The following is a 21143-nucleotide window of genomic DNA, read 5'->3' as shown; positions in this document are numbered from 1 at the left end:
ATTATAATATAATAAATTATAACTATTTTGAAAGGATTAAATCATGAAGATTGGTATCGATGGAAGAGCCGCAAAATGGTATAGAGGAACAGGTATAGGAACCTACACTTATCAACTTATTAACAATTTAAGCAAATATGATAATTTAAATCATTATCTTACATTCATCCCAGAAGATTCTGATTTAAATCTTAAAGACAACTTCTCTATCGCATATACAAAAGACTCCTCTAATGATAATTTTTGGGATGATGTAAAAGTTCCAAATTTACTTGATAACTTTAATATGGAGCTATATCACGTTCCTCAAAATGGTGTAGGCCTTTCAGACAATATTAATTGTCCTAAGACCATTACCTTACATGATATAATTCCATTAAGAATGCCACAAACTGTTAGCAATCGTTATTTAAAAATATTTATTGAAGAAATACCAAAAATACTAAAAAATTGTGATGGCATAATTACTGTTTCTGAATTTTCAAAACTTGATATATCAAAGGAGTTTAACTTTCCATTAAACAAAATATTTGTAACTCATCTTGCTGCTGAAGAAATTTATAAACCTATTAATAGAGCCTATTGTAAAAAATTTATTAAAGAAAAATATAGGTTAAATGATGATTTTATTTTATATGTTGGAGGATATAGTCCTAGAAAAAATATTATTGGCATTTTAGATGCATTTTCTTTATTAAAAAACAGTTTAAAAAAGAATTTAAAAGTTGTTATTACTGGCAGAAGGGGGATTTCATATGAAATTTATAGAAATAGAGCTATAAAACTAGGAATTTTAGATTCAGTATTATTTACCGATTTTATTCCATTAGAGGATTTACCTATATTTTATAATGCATGCGAATTTTTAGTATATCCTTCCTTTTATGAAGGATTTGGCCTTCCACCACTTGAAGCAATGGCATGTGGTGTTCCAGTAATATCTTCTAATGTTACATCTATTCCAGAAGTTTGTAAAAATTCAGCTATATTAATAGATCCTAATGACATTGATGAATTATCCTATTCAATGGAAAGAGTTTTAACTGATAGTTTTTTAAAACTTACTATGATTGAAAGAGGGTTATCCACAAGCAATAATTATTCATGGAAAAATACTGCATTAACTACTATAAAAGCTTATGAAAATATAATAAGATATTAAAATATTATTAAATAATATATATTAAAAAGGGTTTGCAAATGCATAACCCTTTAATTTTTATTCTAAATTTTCATTTATATTTCTTAATAATTCACTTCTAAAAATATCATTTTCTATTTTTTCCTTAAATCTACTTACGAAAACCTCTTCATCCCAGGACTTTTGTTTTAAATAATAATCCTTTGTAATATTTATAAAGTCCTTTGGATAATTTAACAATGCAAAAATAACATTCTTCTCTTTATTAGATATATCTAAAATACTACTGTAATCATTTATTATATTAATTACTACTTCTTTTTTATATGCATAATTTTTAATAACTTTAATCATATAATTATATATATCTATTGATTTCATTCCAAACTTACAAAAATCAAAATCAATAATATTAATTTTATTATCTTCTATTATAAAATTATGATGTGCTAAATCTAAATGGCATAATACATTATTGTCCTCACTTGAAAATAACTCACTATATGAACCATTAGTTAATAAATTTATAGATTTATTTAAATCATTTTTGGCCTTTGCTATATTATTTAAAAATATTAAATCAAAATCATTTTTATAGTTAAACTTCTTAACTATTCTCTCTATTTCTGTCAAAATACATAAATCATTTAAAAACTCATATATCATATTTTTTAAACTATTTAATTTAATTTCTTCTGCTGTGAATTTACTAATTATCCCTTCTGAAGCCTTATGAAAATATGCTATTGACTTAGTACACCATTCAACTTCTATTGGGTTAGTAAATATTGCTTCTCTTCCATCTATCATATCTAATAATACATATGAGTTACCATTCCATTGAGTAATTATTTTTCCATTTGAATTTCTACAATATTGAAGTATATATTCATCTTTTTCCTTTATTATATTTAATGCTTTATCAATAAAATCAATTCTTTCATGAGAAGAATTAATTTTTTTTAATATTTTTTTACCCTTATCAGTAAAAATAGCAAATACCTTTCTTAAAGGAATAATATCATATACGTTTATACCAAGTTCTTGAAAAAAATCTTCACTTAAATCATAACTACATAATATACTTTTATCTACATATCTAAATTTATTCATTTTGTTCCCCCACTTATAAAAGTTCAATACCATCTATTCTTTGTGACATATTAATTTCTTTCACCCATTCATCATTAGTAAATCTACTTCTATCATACTTTATTTTTGATAATATCTTAATAGCTTCAATTGGATAATTTACTAATACTCTTATATAATCTATACTTTCATTTCCTAATCCTGATTTTTGTGAAAAATCATTTACTATTTCCATTACACTCCCACTATATCCCTTCTTCTTTAATCTCTTTATATAGTTATAGCAATCATGTTCTAACATATTATATGAAATATATCTTGTACTTCTTATACAAATTATCATTCCATCCTTTTTTAAATTTCCTTCATCTACCTTTCCTAAGCATATTTCATAATCGTTCATACTCCTTAATATTAATTTTAAGTACATATTTTCATCTAATGCATTTATTGTTCTATTAGCCCTTGCTAAAATCTTATTTCCTTCTTCAATGATGAAATAGTCAAAATCATCTTTATAATATTTTTCCTCATACAATTTAATCATTTTTGATATTTTCTTAGTTTGTACTATAAAACTTTCTATTTCATGTCCAATTGAGCTCTCAATTCTAGGAATTATATATGATTTTTTTCCTTTCAAAATTTTTTGTACTTCTATTATTAGTGAAATTTGATTTTTTACATTCCATTCTTTTTTTTTATTTTTTATCCTTGGAAAATTTTCTTCGCCAACAATAATTCCATTGCTATTTAAATACTCTATAATATCCAAATTCATTCCACCTCTCTATTGAAAATATGATTCTATGAATTCTTCCCTATATTCAATATCATCCAAGTATTTATTTATCTTATCTTCAAAAAACTTTTCTCCCCAAGGCTGCTGTTCCCAATAATATTGAAGTCCAATTTGCCAAAATGCTTGCGGAAAACTTATGAAATCCCCCATTAATTTAAATTCATCATTATTTAAATCATTGGTTTTACAATAGTTATCTATTATTAAATTGGCTTTTTCCTTACTCCATTTTGCTCCCTTCATTACCCTTATTAATAATGATGATAAGTCATGCAAATGAGAATCCAAAATACAATAATCAAAGTCTATAATGTTTAACTCACCCTTTTCATCAATTAAAATATTATGGTGTGCAAAATCATGATGACAAAATCCAAATTTTTTTACCTCCTTATCCATAACCTCCATATATCTATGACTTATTAAGGATTGTATTGCTCTTTTTCCCCTTTTTATTTCATCATCTAAACTTTTTAAATAAATATAATCAAAATTTGATTTATATGCTTTTTGATTTATTCTATTTTTAAAATCTAAGATTTCATCACATCTTGTGTTAAATACTTTAATCCATGAATACCACCCAATTCGTGGTCTCATTTGCTTATTTATATTAAAATTTGTACTACAATTATGAAGTTCTCCAAGTTTTTGAGCAACTTTTGCTAATTCAATAGGATTATCATAATTACTAACTCTTGAAGGTATCCATTCTGTTAAATAAGCATATTGCTTTTCTAACTTAACATACCTTGAACCATTTACACTATTTAATATAATTGGAATTTTACTAAATTTTTTTTTTTGTAAATGCTCCATTGCAGATAAAATAAAATAAAAATGTGGAAAGTCATACTTTATTATTTTTATAGCATAATCACCATTTTCAGTTCCTATCCTATAACTATTTTTAACCTTTTCTACATCTTGTACCTTGATATTATAATTAGATTCTATATATTTTTTTAATTCTTCTTTATCCATAGCTAACTCCTAAAGCTTTCTTCCTTGTATTATATGAAATCCTATATTTCATTGTGTTTACTATCACATAAATTACTTTTTTTAATATTTATATATTATAGGTTTTTTAGGAGGCGTTATGCTTTGAAAATTTCAATTGACGCTAGAGGAGTTAATTTATATAAAGGTTCTGGAATAGGTACCTACATTGAAAATCTTCTTAGGGAACTTCTTAATATAGATAAAAAAAATACTTATTCTATATTTTGGGCAGGTGAAAATTATAATGAATTTAAAAAAAATAATTCAAAAATAATTTTTACTTCCAAAAGACATGGAGGATTTTACGAAAATTATTATTACCCAAGTTTTATTAAAAATAATAATATTGATTTACATCATATTCCCCAAAATGGAATAGGATTAAATTCACTTTATACATCTCCAGTAGTAGTTACTATTCATGATTTAATTCCATATATATTACCCCAAACTGTTGGCAGGGGGTATTTAGAAAGATTTCTTAAAGATATGCCTTTTATAATAAACAATGCAAAGGCAATATTAACAGTTTCTGAATATTCTAAAAAGGATATATTAAGATTTTTTCCTTCAATAAAAGAAGAAAAAATTTTTGTTACACCCTTAGCTGCAAATTTAAATTATAAACCATTGAATAAAACATCCTGTAAGGATTATATAAAAAATAAATATAATATTTATTCACCATTTTTATTATATATTGGTGGCTTTAGCACTAGAAAAAATGTAAGAGAAATTATACTCTCCTTTAAAAAAATTTATAAATCATTAAATAAAGACTATAAGCTTGTATTATGTGGCTCTGTCCGTGATGAAGGAGCTAAACTTCAAGAATTATGTAAAGAACTCTTTATAGATGATAAAATTATCTTTACAGGATTCATACCCGATGATGATTTACCTTATTTTTATAACGCTTCAGAATTATTTATATATCCTTCTCTTTATGAAGGATTTGGATTACCTCCTCTTGAAGCAATGAGTTGTGCTACTCCTGTAATAGCCTCTAATCTTACCTCTATTCCTGAAGTTACAGAAAATAATGCAGTTTTAATTAACCCAAACAATACAGATGAATTAGCTTCTGCAATACTTTATTTATTAAACTCCCCTGATTTATTATTAAAATATGGTCAAATGGGTTATAAGCATAGTTTAAATTTCAACTGGCAAAATACAGCAACTTCTACTTTAAAAGCTTATGAAAGTATTTTAATTTAAATATAATAAAACCATATGAATAAAAATTCATATGGTTTTATTATATTTATTTACAATTAATTATTTACTGTTTGTGATGGTGTTAATGTTACATTTGCATTTTGAGTTTTACCATCTCTAATAAATTCTATGTTAATAGAATCACCTTCCTTTTTAGAATTCTTTACTTCTTGTAATTCTTCAAATGTTTTTATTCTTCTTCCATCAGCCTTAACAATTAAATCTCCACTTCTTAATCCAGCCTTTTCAGCTGATGAATATTCAGTTACCTCTACAACATATAACCCTTCTTCTAAATTTAATTTTTTAGCTAATGTTTCATCAACAACTCTAACTGATACACCTAAATTTAATATTGGTTTAGATAATGAATCAATTTTTTCTTTTACATCATTTATTGGAATTGCAAATCCTATACCCTCAGCACCATCACTTGCCTTTAATGTATTAATTCCAATAACTTGACCTTTAGTATTTATTAATGGTCCACCACTATTACCAGCGTTAATAGCTGTATCTGTTTGTATTAAGTTTGTGCTAACACCTGATTGTGTTTCAACATTTCTATTTAATGCACTTATTATTCCCTTTGTTAATGTTGATGATAATTCCTTTGATAACGGATTACCAATTGCCACTACTTCCTCACCTGGTTGTAATGCATCTGAATCACCTAATTCTACAACTCCAGGAACTTTTACTTCCTCATTTATTTTTATCATAGCAATATCTTTGTCTGAATCATAATTAACTACTGATGCAGTTACTTCTCTTCCATCACTTAAAGTTACTGTAACTTCCTTTGCTCCATCAATTACGTGATAGTTTGTTAATATATAACCTTCTTCATTTATTATAAATCCAGATCCCATACCTTCTGTTTCTTGTTGGAACCATCCATTAACACTTTGAACTGTTTTTGTTGATACCATAACAACTGCAGGTGCTACCTTCTTATATATATCAACTGCAGATAATGCTGTATTATCTTTTGCAAATGATGCTGGATCAGCTAAGACCTTACTACTTGACTTTTCACTTGAATTATTTTTTCCTGATATAGCGTAAGTAGCTCCTGAACCAACTACTCCACCAAATAAAGAACAAATAAGTGCTATTGCAATATACTTTGCAAATCCATTTCCATTTCCTTTTTTATTTTTTTTCTTCGGTTCTTCCTCAAAATTATTTTTTGTTTCTACATACTCAATTGTATGTGCTTCTTTATAAGCTGCATCATAAATATTCTCATTATCCATATATATTATCTCCTTTTTATTTATATTTAAATATAACCTTATTTATTTATTTGATACTTATAATATAACCACTATATGTGTCAAATATATGACAATTATAAGTCTTAATTAAAATTAAACTATTTAATAGCAAAGATTAAAACATATATAATTTAAATCAGAACCTAAAATTGTAAAAAAATAACGCTAGCAAACTGCTAGCGCTCTAAATTATTTTTTTGCTTTTTTAACATTATCAATTTCTTGTAATTGTTTTACCGTTTGTCTTATAGCCGAAAGAACATTTTCCTTATCATTTAATGGTAAATAGTCTTTTTCACAACTACTTACGTATACAGTTGTTAAACTTTCATCTCCTAAGTTCTTTAATGGATCATCACTATTTTTAGTTAATAAATAATAAGGAACATCTGAAAATACACCTTTATTTTGACTATGGCTTGTACCTTTAAGTATATTATTAAATTCATTATAAACTGCTGTTGTATATTTTGATTTAGTTCTTAATGCTAAAAATTCTTCTTTATTCTTTTCTAAAAGACCATTTTCATAATCATCTAAATTAATATCTAAATTTAATTTATCTAACAACATTGTAAATCCACACTTAGAACCTATTTTTTCAATCAGTCTCCTTATCTTAGTTATAGTCTGGCTTTTTTTATACTCATTTGTTTGAGTATATTTTTCATTAATAGGATCAATCATTATTGCAGCTGCAACAGAATCCTTAAACTGTTCTGCAAAACTTGTTAATACTAATGATCCATATCCTTCCCCAACTATAATATATGGACCAGAAAGTCCAGCTTTTCTTAATAATATTTTTAAATCCCTTGCTTGCTCTTTTGGTATTCTACCCGAAGATGAAATATCACTATATCCATATCCTTGTCTATTATAAACAAATGTCCTAACACTATCTTTTTCCATTAATTTCTCTACAATAGGAGTCCATTCTTCTAAGGTAGTACCTATATCCCCATCAAAAATAATAGTATAACTACCTTCCCCTTCTACTCTATAATCCATTCTTAGTTCATCCACAGTTGTATAGTTTACTCTCTTTTTTAATCTTTCCCCATCAATAAAATCAACTAAACTTTGTGTAACTATCCCAATTATTAAAATAGCAACAATTATAGTAATTGCAATTTTAAAATTATCTTTAGGACTTCTATGTTTTTTCATGCTTACTTTGCGTACCCCATTTGAATACGGTAAAAACTTCATTGCCTTCTCTCCCCATACATCCCTAATTTATATTTTTATAAATATGTTTAAAACCTTTAAGTATATGTACTTAATCCCTAGCTTTATAATTTTAAATTTGGTTTTGCATTTAAATTTAAATCATTAACTTTTCCATTAATAAAATTAAAATATGCTGCACTTCCTATCATAGCTGCATTATCTGTACATAAAATAGGAGTTGGGAATAAAACCTTAATTCCTTTCTTACCAGCTTCATTAATAAGAGTTTCCCTTAATGTTGAATTTGAAGCAACTCCACCTGCAATTGCAATAGTATCAATATTTTTTTTCTTACAAGTTAATAATACATTATCCTTTAAAACATCTACTACAGCTTGTTGGAATGAAGCTGCAACATCAGCTTTATTAATTTCAATATTTTGCATATTACACTTATTTAAATAATTAAGAACTGCTGATTTTACCCCACTAAATGAAAAATCTAATGTTTCTTCATGGAAATTTGCTTTTGGAAATGTTATAGCTTTCGGATTTCCTTCTTTTGCTAATTTATCTATTTTAGGTCCCCCTGGATATCCTAGTCCTAATGCTCTTGCAACCTTATCATATGCTTCACCAGCAGCATCATCTCTAGTTTGACCTATTACTTCATATATCCCATAATCCTTAACATGAACTATAAAAGTATGCCCACCTGAAACTACTAATGAAATAAATGGAGGTTTTAAATCCTTGTGTTGTATATAATTTGCACAAATATGCCCTTCAATATGATTTACACCAACTAAAGGCTTTTTACTTGCAAATGCTAATCCCTTTGCAAATTGTAATCCTACTAATAATGCTCCAACTAATCCAGGACCATATGTAACTCCAATTGCATCTATCTTTTCTAAAGTAATATTTGCTTTTAATAATGCTTCTTCAACAACTCCACTTATAGCTTCTATATGCATTCTTGAAGCAACTTCAGGAACTACTCCCCCATACTGTTCATGAGTACTTATTTGTGATGCAATCACATTTGATAATATTTCTCTTCCATTTAATACAACAGCTGCTGAAGTTTCATCACAGCTTGATTCTATAGCCAAAATATATTTATCTTCCATTTATTTTACCTCTTCTTTTACTGAATAATACCAATTTGTATTATATATTAATAATATTACATAATCAAATTATTACTTGTGAATATAAATTCACTAATGTATATTTAAAATATAACAAATACCTTGTAGTATAATCCTACAAAGTATTATATACTTTTAGAAAAAATTATTCATTATTTTTTATTTGTTTTTATGGATTTTTAAGGATTTTTTAATAATTATGTTTGTTTTTAGTATACCCCTTATTAATTATTAACATTTTTTTATTATAAATTACTTTACTTTAAAATATTTTAGGAGAAATACTTATGAAACCTTATGCAAAAGTAATAGTTTTAGGATCACCTATTACTAAATCAAATTTTAAATTACATAATAAAGATGGAAGAGCTATCTTGCCTTATAATACAGGAAAATCCCTTGATAAATATGCTCTTTATGAAGAAGAAATAGCTTATTATGCAAGAAGTCAAAATCCTGATTTAATATTAGAAGAGTCACTTATTGCAGTTTTAAAAGTTTATTATAAAAGTGAAAAACGACATCCTGATACTGCAAATATAACAAAAAGCATTTTTGATGGAATAGAAAAAAGCGGTTTAATCGTTAACGATGCTCAAATTAGAAAAATAATAGTAGAAGAGTTTTATGATAAATTAAATCCAAGATTTGAATTAGAACTATTTGGAGAAAGTACTTACTCACTTTCTTATTCTATTACTGAAAATGAAATACAAAACGAAAAAAGATTATATTCTTCATTAAAAAAATCTATTCGTTCCACGGATGAATTGAATAAAAAAACTAAAACACCAAAGTCACCTAAAGAAGAAAAAATTGATTCCTCTATATATAAATGTTCAATTTGTAAAAATATCTTAAAAGAAAATAACTATATAACTGCTGATAAAGGTAAAACTTTAATTTGTAAAAATTGCTTTAATAAATTACTTTAAGGAGACTTAGTATTTATGAGAAAATATGTATTTTTAGGAGACAGTTTAATTTACGGTTATGGTGTAAGTCCAAAGGATAATTGGGTATATAAATTAAAAAACACCCTTAATTTAAATTTATATAATAAAGGTATAAATGGAAGTACAACTACAGATATGCTCATTAGATTTGAAGAAGATGTTTTAAGCTTAAACCCTACTGATGTATTTATTATGGGTGGCACAAATGACTTGCTTTCAAATCGTAGTGTACAATCTATTATTAATAATATAGAATTAATGATTAAAAATTTATTGAAAGAAAATATAAATGTAATTATAGGTTTTCCCCCAAATATAATTCCATCCATTGCTAATAGACTCTTTATGCCATCTACTACCTATGATTATTGCGAAAAAAATTTGCCTTTATTACGAAAAGAAATGTTAAGTTTATGTTTATCATATAATATAAAATATATCGATTTTTATTCAATAACACAAACTGCTAATGAACATCCTAATTTATATATTGATGGAATTCATTTTAGCCGTAAAGGACAAGATTTACTATTACAAAAAGCTAAAAATTATTTTCTTTAAAAAAATAATTATAAATATATTTCTATATATAAAAAAATAAGCATAGATTTTATCTCTATAATGACTTTTATCTATGCTTATATTTATTATAATAATTAGTAAGATTCTTTTAAATACTCAAAAATTTGATTTCCAAGTTTAAATCCACTTTCTCCACTATTTAATAATGAATCAATTCCATCTTTCATAGTTCCACATATAAATATTCCTTCAACAGATGTACGATTATTTTCACTTTTTATATAATCCTCATCCATCATAATGCTCATCTTTTTTATAAAATCAATGTCAGGAAAATATCCTACTGACAAAACTAATGAATCACATGGAATAGTTGTAATTTCATATGAATATAAATTTTTAATTCTACATAAATTAACTCTTTCCCCACCTTCAATATCACTAATTTCACTTTCATAAATTATCGGTATATTAAAACCATTAACAATATCTAATTCATTTTTATTAAATGATTTTCTTTGTGTAACTATACCTTTTATTGTTGCACCTTCTATCACTAATCTTCTTGCTACAATAAGAGTCCATATATCATCGCCAGAAATAATAACCTCTTTTCCTGGAATATATCCACTATAATTAATTAATCTATGAGCTGCACCTACAGTAAATATTCCTGTAAACTTATGAATTGGTATTAATATATTTCCCGTATATCTTTCTCTACATCCAGCTGCTAATATTATAGCTTTTGCTTCTATTTCTACTATTCCCTCTTCTGGATTTACATAAGTAATTATCTTATCCCTATTAATTTCTAAAACTCTAGTGTTTAATTTATATAACCCACCTAAAGCCTTATAATCCTTTATTAAAATACTTCCAAGCTCAGGACCAGTAACAGTTTCATTTAAATAATACTTACCAAAACCATTATCAATAAATAAATTTAAATTACCTCCTAAAACATCTTCCATTTCTAAAATTAAGACATTTTTAATACCTGATTTTAAAGCTGAAACTCCAGCAGAAAGTCCAGATGCACCTGATCCAATTATAACTAAGTCATATTTATTCATTCTTTGCTCCCTCACCAGCAATTGAAAGTTCTTTTATTATAATACTTGGACTACCAACACTACTCATAGGGAATTTTAAATCAGAGCCTATTTCTTCTATATTATTTAATAAAGTAAAGAAGTTACCTGCAACTGTTATTTGTTCTACTGGGTGAGTTTTTATACCATCTTCTATATAAAACCCCTTAGCAGCTAAAGAAAAATCTCCTGTTATTGAGTTTGCTCCTGAATGTAATCCAGCAAAATCAGTTATTATTAATCCTTTATTGATTTTCTTAGTCATTTCTTCTAATGAATTAATACCAGGTTCTATATAAAAATTTGTTGGTGATACTGATATTGGTGATGCATATGATGCTTTAAATCCATTACCAGTTGATTTTACCCCAGCCTTATTAGCTGTTTTTAAATTATGAAGAAGGCTATTTAACTTACCATTCTTAATTAAATAAGTTTTTAATGTTGCAACACCTTCATCATCAAATGAAACTGATGCTAAACCATCTTCTAAGTGAGGATCATCTACTAAATTAACAATATCTGTAGCTATTATTTCTCCTTCTTTATCTTTTAATAAACTTAATCCCTTTTGCACTGCATCCCCACTAAAGATTCCTGCAAAAGTTGATAAAAGCGATACCATTGCTTCATTATTTATTATTACTTTATAATTTCCTGCTGCAATTGATGTTCCTCCAATTTTACTTAATGCTTCATCTACTCCCATTTTAGCAATTTTATCTGGCTTAACATCATTTAATGATTTTGCTACTACATATCCACAGCCATCATACATTTTATCCAAATCTTTTACTATTGGTACAACATAAGCTGTTAATAAATTAGATTTATTACTTAAGTTTAGTCCCTTAGAATTTATTATTCCATATTTTCCAGAACTATATGAAACTGAACATCCACTAAAACTTTCTACCTTATTGCAATATTTTTTAGCTTCCTTTTCCATACTTATTGCAATATTGATTAACTTATCTGCTGGTATATCTTCTAACTCTTCATGATAAGTACTTATTTCCTTATATTCCTTATCTCCCTCATATATAAATTGAATATCATTATTTTCAATTGCTAATACATTTTCCTTAGCCTTTTTAACAAGCATTTCTATAGCATCTTCATCTAATATTTCAGTATAAGAATATCCAATTCTATCGCCAAATTTTCCTCTAAATGATAAACCTGCAGAATTATTTAAATTATACTTTTCAACTTCTTCCTTATAAACACTTATACTTAAACTTTCCCTATCAACATAATATACTTCATATTCAGAAAATCCTTCTTCTTGTGCCTTTGAAAATAATTCTTTTACAAATAAATTTAACTCCATACTCTCCCTCCTATCTTCCACCAACAGTTATTTCTTTTACTCTTATCATTGGTTGACCAACATTAGTTGCTATACTTCCAGATGAAGAACCACACATTCCCTGCCCTTGAGTCATGTTATTTCCAACCATATCTATATTCATTAAAATTTCGCTTCCTTTACCAATTAAGCTAGCTCCCCTAACAGGTTCTTGTATAACACCATTTTTAACAATATATCCTTCTGAAACAGCAAAATTAAATTCACCAGTAACAGGATTAACAGATCCACCACCCATTTTTTTAGCATATAACCCATCACTTATAGATTTAATTATATCTTCTGGATTGTCATCACCATTAGCAATATAAGTATTAGTCATTCTTGATGTTGGCGCATACTTATAACTTTGTCTTCTTCCACTTCCAGTTGGATTCATTCCCATTCTTCTTCCATTTAACTTATCTATCATATAAGATTTTAATATTCCATCTTCAATAAGAATATTCTTTTGCGTTTTATTGCCTTCATCATCTATATTTAAAGATCCCCATGCATTAGGTATAGTTCCATCATCTATTGCAGTTACCTTTGTAGATGCTATTTGCTTTCCAAGCATTCCAGTAAATACTGAATTTCCTTTAGCAACGGATGTAGCTTCTAATGAATGTCCACAAGCTTCATGGAATATAACTCCACCAAAACCATTATCAATAGCAACTGTCATTCTTCCTGCTGGACAATTTCTTGCATGTAACATTGTATATGCCTGTCTTGCAGCTGACTTTCCATAATACTCTGGGTCAATTTCATTAAACATTTCAAATCCCATATGTCTTCCTGGACCCTCAAAACCTGTTTGATTTTCACCATTAATAGATGCTATAGCATTTATAGTTAATCTTGTTCTTATTCTCTTATCTTCTGTATATAGCCCTTCTGTATTTGCAATTAAAATATGCTGTTCTTTATCTGCATATCCAACTCCAACTTGAGCAATTTCACTATGATAATTTTTAGCCGAATCATATGCAACCCTCATTACCCCTATTTTTTTATTAAGCTCTATAGATGATGGTGTAAGTATTATTGGATTTATATTAATATTTTCTCTTTCATTTAAAACTATCATTTTTTCTTCTTTTAAATCCCCTAAAGCTAGTGCTGCTTTTTGAGCAACATTTAAAAGCGATGTTAAACTATTATTATTTGTATATGCATATACACTCTTTAATCCCTTAAATATTCTAATTCCAATTCCATAAGATCTTCCTCCTATAGAATTTTCAACTTTTCCATTTAATATACTAATTGAATTATTTAAACTATCTTCTTCAAATATTTCAGCAAAATCTCCACCAGTTATTAAACATCTTCCAAGCACCTTTTGTGCAACTTCACGAGATAACATAAATCATTCCTCCCTTTCACTATTATTAATTATATACTAACTGCCTCCTAGGTCAATCCATTTTCTGGGTTAAAACCTGGAGGCAGTATTTTAAAAATTCTTTTTCCAAAGTGATGGACTAAATAATATGAGCATAGGATATATTTCAAGTCTTCCAGCCAACATACAAAATGATAATACTAATTTGCTTAAATCTGAAAATGCCGAAAAATTCCCTGCTGGACCAACCATTTCAAGTCCTGGTCCTATATTACTTAAAGTTGCTATTACAGATGTAACAGTTGTAGTAATATCAAAATTATCAAAAGAAACTATAAATATAGCAATTAATGATATAATTATGTATGCAAATATAAATAAAAATACTCCTGATATAGTTTCTTCTTCAACTACATTTCCATCAATTTTCACACTTTTTACTCTTCTAGGATGAAGAATTTTATCAATTTCTCTTCTTATGGCTTTAAAAATTATTACTATTCTTATAGTTTTAATTCCACCACCAGTAGAACCAGCCATTGCTCCCATAAACATAAGCATAATTAAAATAACTTTACTTAAAGTTGGCCATAAATTAAAATGGCTTTGTTTTAATAAACTGTTGAAATTTGATTAACCTCTATAAATATGGTTATAATATATAATATAACTACTATTTAGGAGGTTTTTTATGCCAAGAGTTAATAATGTTATTCAGCAAGTTTCACAATTAAATACATATGAGCAAGAGAAGGTATTTGATTTTTTAAAGACTGTATTGATGTCAAATGGAATAACTAACTCTATAGATGAAGAAATCGCTGAAAATAGATTTAACAAGGGGAAGTGCTGTCCTTTTTGCAATCATGATAAAATATCTAAGTATGGAAAATATCATGGTAAGAATGGCGTTAAACAAAGGTATAAATGCCAAAATCCAGAGTGCAAAAAAACTTTCAATGATTTTTCTAAATCCCCGGTTTCAAGTAGTAAAAAGGGATTAGATAAATGGCTACTATATGCTCAATGTATGATAAATGGTAACACTATTAGGCAATGTGCAGAAATTGTTGAGATTAATATTGCAACAGCTTTCTTTTGGAGACATAAAATTATAGACGCTATTAGAAAATTTATTGGCTACGGCTCTCTTGAGGGTGTTATTGAACTCGATGAGACATACTTTGCCCTTAGCTATAAAGGGAATCATAGCAAAAGTTCTAATTTTACTATGCCAAGGGAATCAAGAAAGCGTGGTAAAGAAATAAATACAAGAGGTATATCAAAGGAATTTGCCTGTGTATTATGTGGTGTAGATAGATTAGGAAATATATATACTGGTTTAATATGTGATGGCAGACCTAACTATACTGATATAAATAGGGCTTTATCAGAGGTTGTTGAAAAAAATTCTATTTTATGTACTGATAAACATAGGAGTTATATCCCATTTGCGGCTCAACATAATTTTGAATTACATCAAATTAGGGGCGGGAGAAAAACTGTGGATATTTATAATATTCAAAGAGTCAATGCTTTTCATAGTAGCTTAAAAAGATGGATAAGAAAGTTTAATGGTGTTTCAACCAAGTTCCTAACAAACTACCTATTTTGGTATAAATGGACCCAATTATTTAAAACAGAAATGGAAAGGAATAAACCTAAAAAGTTCTTTATTCATGCTAATTCAACACATTCTGTATCTTTAATAAAGGATTTTAAGATTAGAAGACCAATATATGTATAAAGGTAAAATTTGTTTTAATTTTACTATTTTTAGTGTACAATAAATATAATGATTGATGAACAATTGTATTTAATTTGAAAGGAGGAAAGACATGAAATCTAAGTATGCGAAAAAATCATATATAGAGGTAATATGTTTTGGTGCAATTATTGGTCTGATTACTGAATTATTGAATTTTTATCCTAATGATGATTTATGGGGTTGGAGTTCTATTGCAAGCTCTTTTGGCTTTTGGATATTCTCAACAACATTTGTGATTTACTTTAGTTCTTCAAATAAAAATGCAATGATAAATACCTTCTCATATTTATCCAGTATGTGTATCAGTTATTATTTGTTACAAGGTATCATTGATTTTTTCACCCCAAATGTAACAGTTGATAAGTTTCTCCAATGGAACCATCTATTCCACTGGATTGGTATAGCTGTTTTTTGCGGACTTGTAGCTTATGTCTTGTTCTATTGAAACAAAAAGACAGTTTGGGGTAGTGTGTTGTATGCACTTCCTGTTGCGGGGATGTTAGTTGATACGATTAACAACTGCATGAAGTTCTACTATTCGCAGACAAATTTAGCAAACAGCATTTTGGGTATTATATTTCTTCTCATTATGTTCGTGGTGCTATTTAAGAAAGTAGATAAGAAATGTATATTTGTGTTTGTATTAATCGTTGTTGCGTTAATCGGCTTCATACTGTTCCCAACGACTTCTCAAAGTATTACAATGGAATCTACTATAACTTGCGAATTAGGCGGTGAAACTGAGGTGTTTTACATAAAAATGAGGGATGACGGTAAAATATTAGAAATTGAGGGTGACGAAACAGTTTATGAGGAAATAGATATTAATTCCTTAAAAACTATTCCAGAAGTAGTCCATGCATTGCAAAACTATTACGAGAGCAAAGGCGGAGCATGGAAAATGGAATAACTTCCAATTTGTAGAGTTGATTTAGCGAACAATTTTAAATTATTGCGATTCAAATAGGATGTCCAAATGGACATCCTATTATGTTATGCTAATTTCAACACTATTTTAAAACAAAGCCATTAAAATTTACCGTTGCATATCCTGTTGTCGTAACAATTGATGACACTTGAAATGCAGAATCTCTTATAGATTTAGTTACATCACCATGATTAAATGGTATTATGTTAACTGCTATAATTATAATTGAAGCAAATACAGCTATTAAATACCACTTCAATTCTTCACTTTTAAAGAATGCTTTAACATTTCCTCTAATTAATTGGAAGTATAAAACAAAATTTACTCCAAATAAAAGCATGAAAATAGTAATAATCCATTCTACTGCAGGATTATTAAAAGCAGCAACACTTGCATTCATATTAGAAAATCCACCAGTTCCAGCAGTTCCTAAAGCGTGTATTATAGAATCATACCATGACAATCCTGCACTCTTTAAAAATATAGTTTCTATTAACGTTAATACAAAATAAATTGCATATAATATCTTTGCAGTTTGTTTAATTTTAGGCACTATTTTTCCTGGAGTAGGTCCTGGGCTTTCTGCCTTTAATAAATGTATTGTATTCCCACTAAATGTAGGCATTAAAGCTAATATAAATATTAAAAAACCCATTCCTCCTACCCAATGAGTAAAACTTCTCCAAAATAATATTCCTTTAGGTAAAGATTGAATTTCTGTTAATATTGATGCCCCTGTTGTGGTAAATCCTGATGATGTTTCAAAAAATGCATCAACTAAAGATGGAATAGCTCCACTAAATACAAATGGTAATGCACCAAAAAATGAAATTACTATCCAAGCTAATCCAACAGTTAAAAATCCTTCTTTTGCATATATTTCATTCTTTTTTCCCTTAATTTTTATAAGAATTAAAGCTATAGGAATCATTAATAATACGGTATATAAAAATGCATTAGCATCTCCTTGTCCATAAAAAAGTGCTACAAAAAACGGTATTAATAATAATATTATTTCATATTTCATTACATGACCTATAATATTTAATATAGCAGTAATGTTCATTATCTATGTCCTCCAGATATTATGTCGTTTATATTACTAAGTTTTTCTCTTTTTGTTATAACTATTACTCTATCACCAATTTCAAGCTTATCATCTCCTGATGGAATAATAATCTTATCATTTCTTACTATTGTTGCAATAATAATATCACTTATTATATTTATATCTTTCAATTTTTCATGTAGAAATTTAACATCTTCTCTAACTAAAAATTCAATTGCTTCTGCTTTTTCATCAAATATCTTATAAATATTTTCAATACAACACTTCTTTTCATCCTTTAAGAAACGTATATATTTTAATATTTTATTTGCTGTTATGGTTTTAGGACTTATTATTGTGTCTATTCCAACATTTTTTGCTATTACATTATAATTAAATCTAGTTATCTTAGTAATAACATTTTTAACTTCATTGTTAATTGCAAATAATGATGTTAATACATTTTCTTCATCCCTGCCTGTAAGTGCAATAAATGCATCAGCTTGTTGTAAATTTTCTGATAAAAGTAACTCATGATCAGTTCCATCACCATTTATTACAATAGCCTCTGGTAAAGTTTCATTTAACTCAATACACTTATTTAAGTCTAATTCAATTACCTTAGGTGTTACTCCTAAACTATCAATTATTTTAACTAAATAATGAGTAACTCTTCCGCCTCCAATTATTAATGGATGCTTAATCTTATCTTGGAATTTACCAAGCTTTTTAAAGAAACCTTCTATTTTTTTGTGTTCTCCTATTACATATAACTTATCATCTTTGTGTAATATAAATTCACCATTTGGTATATATATTTCTCCATTTCTTTCAATACCAGAAATTAATATAGAATCCTTTAATGATTTTATATCCTTAATTTGATATCCATCTAATCCATCGCCCTCTACTACCGTAAATCCAACTAAATCAACTTTTCCCTTTGCAAAAGTATCTACACTTCTAACAGATGGGAATTTTATTAATTTAGCTATTTCTAATGCAGCTTCCTTTTCGGGATTTATTACCAAATCAATTCCTAATTCATCTTTAAGCATTAAGATCTCTTCAGAATATTGAGGTGCTCTTACTCTAGCTATGGTATATTTAGCACCAAGTTTTTTAGCTGCTAATGAACAAAGCATATTTACTTCATCACTATTAGTAACTGATATAACTACATCAGCTTTGCTTATTCCAGCTTCATGAAGTACCTTTAAACTTGTTCCATTACCTTTTACACCCATTATATCTAGCTTTTCAACTATAGAATGTAATGCTTCATTATTATTATCAATTATAGTTATATTATCCTCCTCTTTAGAAAGAAATTTGGCCAGTGTATATCCAACCTTACCAGCTCCAATAATTATAACTTCCATTTGCTTTTACCCCTTATCAGTAATAATATTAAGTTTATTTTTTCTTATATTACTCAATTATATGACATATTGATAGATTTTTCATCTATTTATTTTAAATTTATGTTAATTAATTATTTACAATTATTTTTAAATAAAAAAATAAAGCTAGAAATAGTTTCTAGCTTTATCTGGCTCCGCGAAGAGGGCTCGAACCTCCAACCTATCGGTTAACAGCCGAGTGCTCCACCATTGAGCTATCGCGGATTAATCTAAGAGAATTTATTCTCTGAAAATTGCATATGAATTATTTTATATTATTGGTCAAGCCCTCGACCTATTAGTATCAGTCAGCTACATACGTTACCGCACTTCCACCTCTGACCTATCAACCTTGTGTTCTTCAAGGGGTCTTACTAGCTTATGCTATGGGAAATCTCATCTTGAGGGGGGCTTCACGCTTAGATGCTTTCAGCGTTTATCCCTTCCCGACTTAGCTACCCAGCCATGCTCTTGGCAGAACAACTGGTGCACCAGAGGTCAGTCCATCCCGGTCCTCTCGTACTAAGGACAGCTCCTCTCAAATTTCCTACGCCCGCGACGGATAGGGACCGAACTGTCTCACGACGTTCTGAACCCAGCTCGCGTGCCGCTTTAATGGGCGAACAGCCCAACCCTTGGGACCTACTACAGCCCCAGGATGCGACGAGCCGACATCGAGGTGCCAAACCTCCCCGTCGATGTGGACTCTTGGGGGAGATCAGCCTGTTATCCCCGAGGTAGCTTTTATCCGTTGAGCGATGGCCCTCCCACGAGGTACCACCGGATCACTAAGCCCGACTTTCGTCCCTGCTCGACTTGTAGGTCTCGCAGTCAGGCTCCCTTCTGCCTTTGCACTCTACGAACGATTTCCGACCGTTCTGAGGGAACCTTTGGGCGCCTCCGTTACTTTTTAGGAGGCGACCGCCCCAGTCAAACTGCCCACCTAACAATGTCCAGTCACCAGATTCATGGCGTCCTGTTAGAACCCCAGTACTGTCAGGGTGGTATCCCAAGGTTGACTCCACTAAGGCTGACGCCCTAGTTTCCCAGTCTCCCACCTATCCTGTACAGACAATACCGGAATTCAATGCTAAGCTACAGTAAAGCTCTACGGGGTCTTTCCGTCCAATCGCGGGTAGCGAGCATCTTCACTCGCACTACAACTTCGCCGGATTTGCAGTTGAGACAGTGCCCAAGTCATTACGCCATTCGTGCGGGTCAGAACTTACCTGACAAGGAATTTCGCTACCTTAGGACCGTTATAGTTACGGCCGCCGTTTACTGGGGCTTAAGTTCACACCTTCGCTTGCGCTAAGTGTTCCCCTTAACCTTCCAGCACCGGGCAGGCGTCAGCCCCTATACATCAGCTTACGCTTTAGCAGAGACCTGTGTTTTTGCTAAACAGTTGCTTGGGCCTATTCTCTGCGGCCTGCTCTCGCAGGCACCCCTTCTCGCGAACTTACGGGGTCAATTTGCCTAGTTCCTTAACTGCAATTCTTCCGCCGGCCTTAGGATTCTCTCCTCATCTACCTGTGTCGGTTTGCGGTACGGGCACTACTTCTCTCTCTAGATGCTTTTCTTGGAAGCATGGAATCATGTACTTCGGTCTTAATGACCTTCCCCATCACGCCTCAGAATTGTTACAGCGGATTTGCCTACCGTAACTTCCTAAACGCTTAGACTAGCATTTCCAATCGCTAGCACACACTATCCTTCTCCGTCACACCCTCGATAATAACGATGGTAGTGGTATCGGAATATCAACCGATTGTCCATCGCCTACGCCTTTCGGCCTCGGCTTAGGTCCCGACTAACCCTCAGCGGACGAGCCTTCCTGAGGAAACCTTAGATATT

17 protein-coding genes, 1 tRNA gene, 1 rRNA gene and 2 pseudogenes (1 of these 21 cut by a window edge) are annotated in these 21143 nt (G+C 29.2%); 7 read left to right on the top strand and 14 right to left on the bottom strand.

The window, feature by feature from the left end; genetic code table 11:
• Positions 1 to 43: 43 nt before the first annotated feature.
• Positions 44 to 1162 (top strand): glycosyltransferase family 4 protein, encoded by a 1119-nt coding sequence (locus ACUN06_RS02190; protein ID WP_449390037.1) that lies wholly within the window; start codon positions 44 to 46, stop codon positions 1160 to 1162.
• Between the two features lie 57 nt (positions 1163 to 1219).
• On the opposite strand, the gene ACUN06_RS02185 is transcribed toward ACUN06_RS02190, so the two are convergent.
• Genes ACUN06_RS02185 through ACUN06_RS02175 form a run of 3 tightly spaced genes read right to left on the bottom strand, consistent with a single transcriptional unit; the run spans position 1220 to position 4019 of the window.
• Positions 1220 to 2254, bottom strand: coding sequence for a CotS family spore coat protein (locus ACUN06_RS02185; protein WP_449390036.1), 1035 nt, complete (start codon positions 2252 to 2254; stop codon positions 1220 to 1222).
• A gap of 13 nt (positions 2255 to 2267) precedes the next feature.
• Complete coding sequence (locus tag ACUN06_RS02180; protein WP_412335560.1) at positions 2268 to 3008, bottom strand: hypothetical protein; 741 nt, start codon at positions 3006 to 3008, stop codon at positions 2268 to 2270.
• Positions 3009 to 3023: 15 nt separating this feature from the next.
• On the bottom strand, positions 3024 to 4019 hold the full coding sequence (locus ACUN06_RS02175) for a CotS family spore coat protein (RefSeq protein ID WP_294369210.1): 996 nt from the start codon (positions 4017 to 4019) through the stop codon (positions 3024 to 3026).
• Positions 4020 to 4142: 123 nt separating this feature from the next.
• Here ACUN06_RS02175 and ACUN06_RS02170 point away from each other — a divergent pair, with 123 nt between their 5' ends.
• Positions 4143 to 5261, top strand: a complete 1119-nt coding sequence (locus ACUN06_RS02170; protein WP_291733049.1) for a glycosyltransferase family 4 protein — start codon at positions 4143 to 4145, stop codon at positions 5259 to 5261.
• Between the two features lie 56 nt (positions 5262 to 5317).
• Here ACUN06_RS02170 and ACUN06_RS02165 read toward each other — a convergent pair whose 3' ends face one another.
• The 3 genes from ACUN06_RS02165 to tsaD form a co-directional block, all read right to left on the bottom strand.
• Positions 5318 to 6520: a S1C family serine protease gene (locus tag ACUN06_RS02165; RefSeq protein ID WP_294369209.1), complete on the bottom strand. Its 1203-nt coding sequence runs from the start codon at positions 6518 to 6520 to the stop codon at positions 5318 to 5320.
• 210 nt (positions 6521 to 6730) lie between these two features.
• Positions 6731 to 7753, bottom strand: a complete 1023-nt coding sequence (locus ACUN06_RS02160) for an alpha/beta fold hydrolase (RefSeq protein ID WP_294369204.1) — start codon at positions 7751 to 7753, stop codon at positions 6731 to 6733.
• 83 nt (positions 7754 to 7836) lie between these two features.
• A complete protein-coding gene (gene tsaD, locus ACUN06_RS02155; protein ID WP_294382971.1) occupies positions 7837 to 8847 on the bottom strand; it encodes a tRNA (adenosine(37)-N6)-threonylcarbamoyltransferase complex transferase subunit TsaD in 1011 nt (336 codons plus the stop codon).
• Between the two features lie 308 nt (positions 8848 to 9155).
• On the opposite strand from tsaD, the gene ACUN06_RS02150 reads away from it, so the two are divergent.
• Both ACUN06_RS02150 and ACUN06_RS02145 read left to right on the top strand, forming a co-directional pair.
• Complete coding sequence (locus ACUN06_RS02150; protein WP_291733061.1) at positions 9156 to 9803, top strand: RusA family crossover junction endodeoxyribonuclease; 648 nt, start codon at positions 9156 to 9158, stop codon at positions 9801 to 9803.
• A gap of 15 nt (positions 9804 to 9818) precedes the next feature.
• Positions 9819 to 10385, top strand: coding sequence for a GDSL-type esterase/lipase family protein (locus ACUN06_RS02145; RefSeq protein ID WP_412335553.1), 567 nt, complete (start codon positions 9819 to 9821; stop codon positions 10383 to 10385).
• 95 nt (positions 10386 to 10480) lie between these two features.
• Here ACUN06_RS02145 and ACUN06_RS02140 read toward each other — a convergent pair whose 3' ends face one another.
• From ACUN06_RS02140 to ACUN06_RS02125, 4 genes and pseudogenes are all read right to left on the bottom strand, one after another.
• Positions 10481 to 11422: an NAD(P)/FAD-dependent oxidoreductase gene (locus ACUN06_RS02140; RefSeq protein WP_291733067.1), complete on the bottom strand. Its 942-nt coding sequence runs from the start codon at positions 11420 to 11422 to the stop codon at positions 10481 to 10483.
• Positions 11415 to 12773 (bottom strand): TldD/PmbA family protein, encoded by a 1359-nt coding sequence (locus ACUN06_RS02135; protein ID WP_449390035.1) that lies wholly within the window; start codon positions 12771 to 12773, stop codon positions 11415 to 11417. Before ACUN06_RS02135 ends, ACUN06_RS02140 begins: the two co-directional genes overlap by 8 nt.
• A gap of 10 nt (positions 12774 to 12783) precedes the next feature.
• Positions 12784 to 14163 carry a TldD/PmbA family protein gene (locus tag ACUN06_RS02130; RefSeq protein ID WP_449390034.1) on the bottom strand — a complete coding sequence of 460 codons (1380 nt, stop codon included), beginning with the start codon at positions 14161 to 14163 and terminating at the stop codon, positions 12784 to 12786.
• A gap of 90 nt (positions 14164 to 14253) precedes the next feature.
• A pseudogene (locus ACUN06_RS02125) lies at positions 14254 to 14748 on the bottom strand (potassium transporter TrkG); the annotation flags it as partial.
• 85 nt (positions 14749 to 14833) lie between these two features.
• Between ACUN06_RS02125 and ACUN06_RS02120 the strand changes: the two are divergent.
• The 3 genes from ACUN06_RS02120 to ACUN06_RS02110 all read left to right on the top strand — a co-directional run bounded on the left by ACUN06_RS02120 (position 14834) and on the right by ACUN06_RS02110 (position 16820).
• Positions 14834 to 15889: an IS1595 family transposase gene (locus ACUN06_RS02120; RefSeq protein WP_006785445.1), complete on the top strand. Its 1056-nt coding sequence runs from the start codon at positions 14834 to 14836 to the stop codon at positions 15887 to 15889.
• Positions 15890 to 15980: 91 nt separating this feature from the next.
• Positions 15981 to 16355, top strand: coding sequence for a hypothetical protein (locus ACUN06_RS02115; protein WP_449389641.1), 375 nt, complete (start codon positions 15981 to 15983; stop codon positions 16353 to 16355).
• A gap of 24 nt (positions 16356 to 16379) precedes the next feature.
• Positions 16380 to 16820: a hypothetical protein gene (locus ACUN06_RS02110; RefSeq protein ID WP_449389642.1), complete on the top strand. Its 441-nt coding sequence runs from the start codon at positions 16380 to 16382 to the stop codon at positions 16818 to 16820.
• A 118-nt stretch (positions 16821 to 16938) separates the two neighbouring features.
• Here the strand turns inward: ACUN06_RS02110 and ACUN06_RS02105 are convergent.
• From ACUN06_RS02105 to ACUN06_RS02090, 4 genes and pseudogenes are all read right to left on the bottom strand, one after another.
• Positions 16939 to 17904 (bottom strand): annotated as a pseudogene (locus ACUN06_RS02105) (TrkH family potassium uptake protein); the annotation flags it as partial.
• Positions 17904 to 19268, bottom strand: a complete 1365-nt coding sequence (gene trkA / locus ACUN06_RS02100; RefSeq protein ID WP_449390033.1) for a Trk system potassium transporter TrkA — start codon at positions 19266 to 19268, stop codon at positions 17904 to 17906. The pseudogene ACUN06_RS02105 and the gene trkA, both read right to left, overlap by 1 nt.
• Before the next feature lie 171 nt (positions 19269 to 19439).
• Positions 19440 to 19514 (bottom strand) — tRNA-Asn (locus ACUN06_RS02095).
• Positions 19515 to 19567: 53 nt separating this feature from the next.
• Positions 19568 to 21143 (bottom strand): 23S ribosomal RNA (locus tag ACUN06_RS02090) (it continues 1332 nt past the right edge of the window).

It is taken from the genome of Clostridium sp. ETTB3 (genome assembly GCF_053571985.1).
This window is presented reverse-complemented; position numbering and strand designations above follow the sequence as displayed.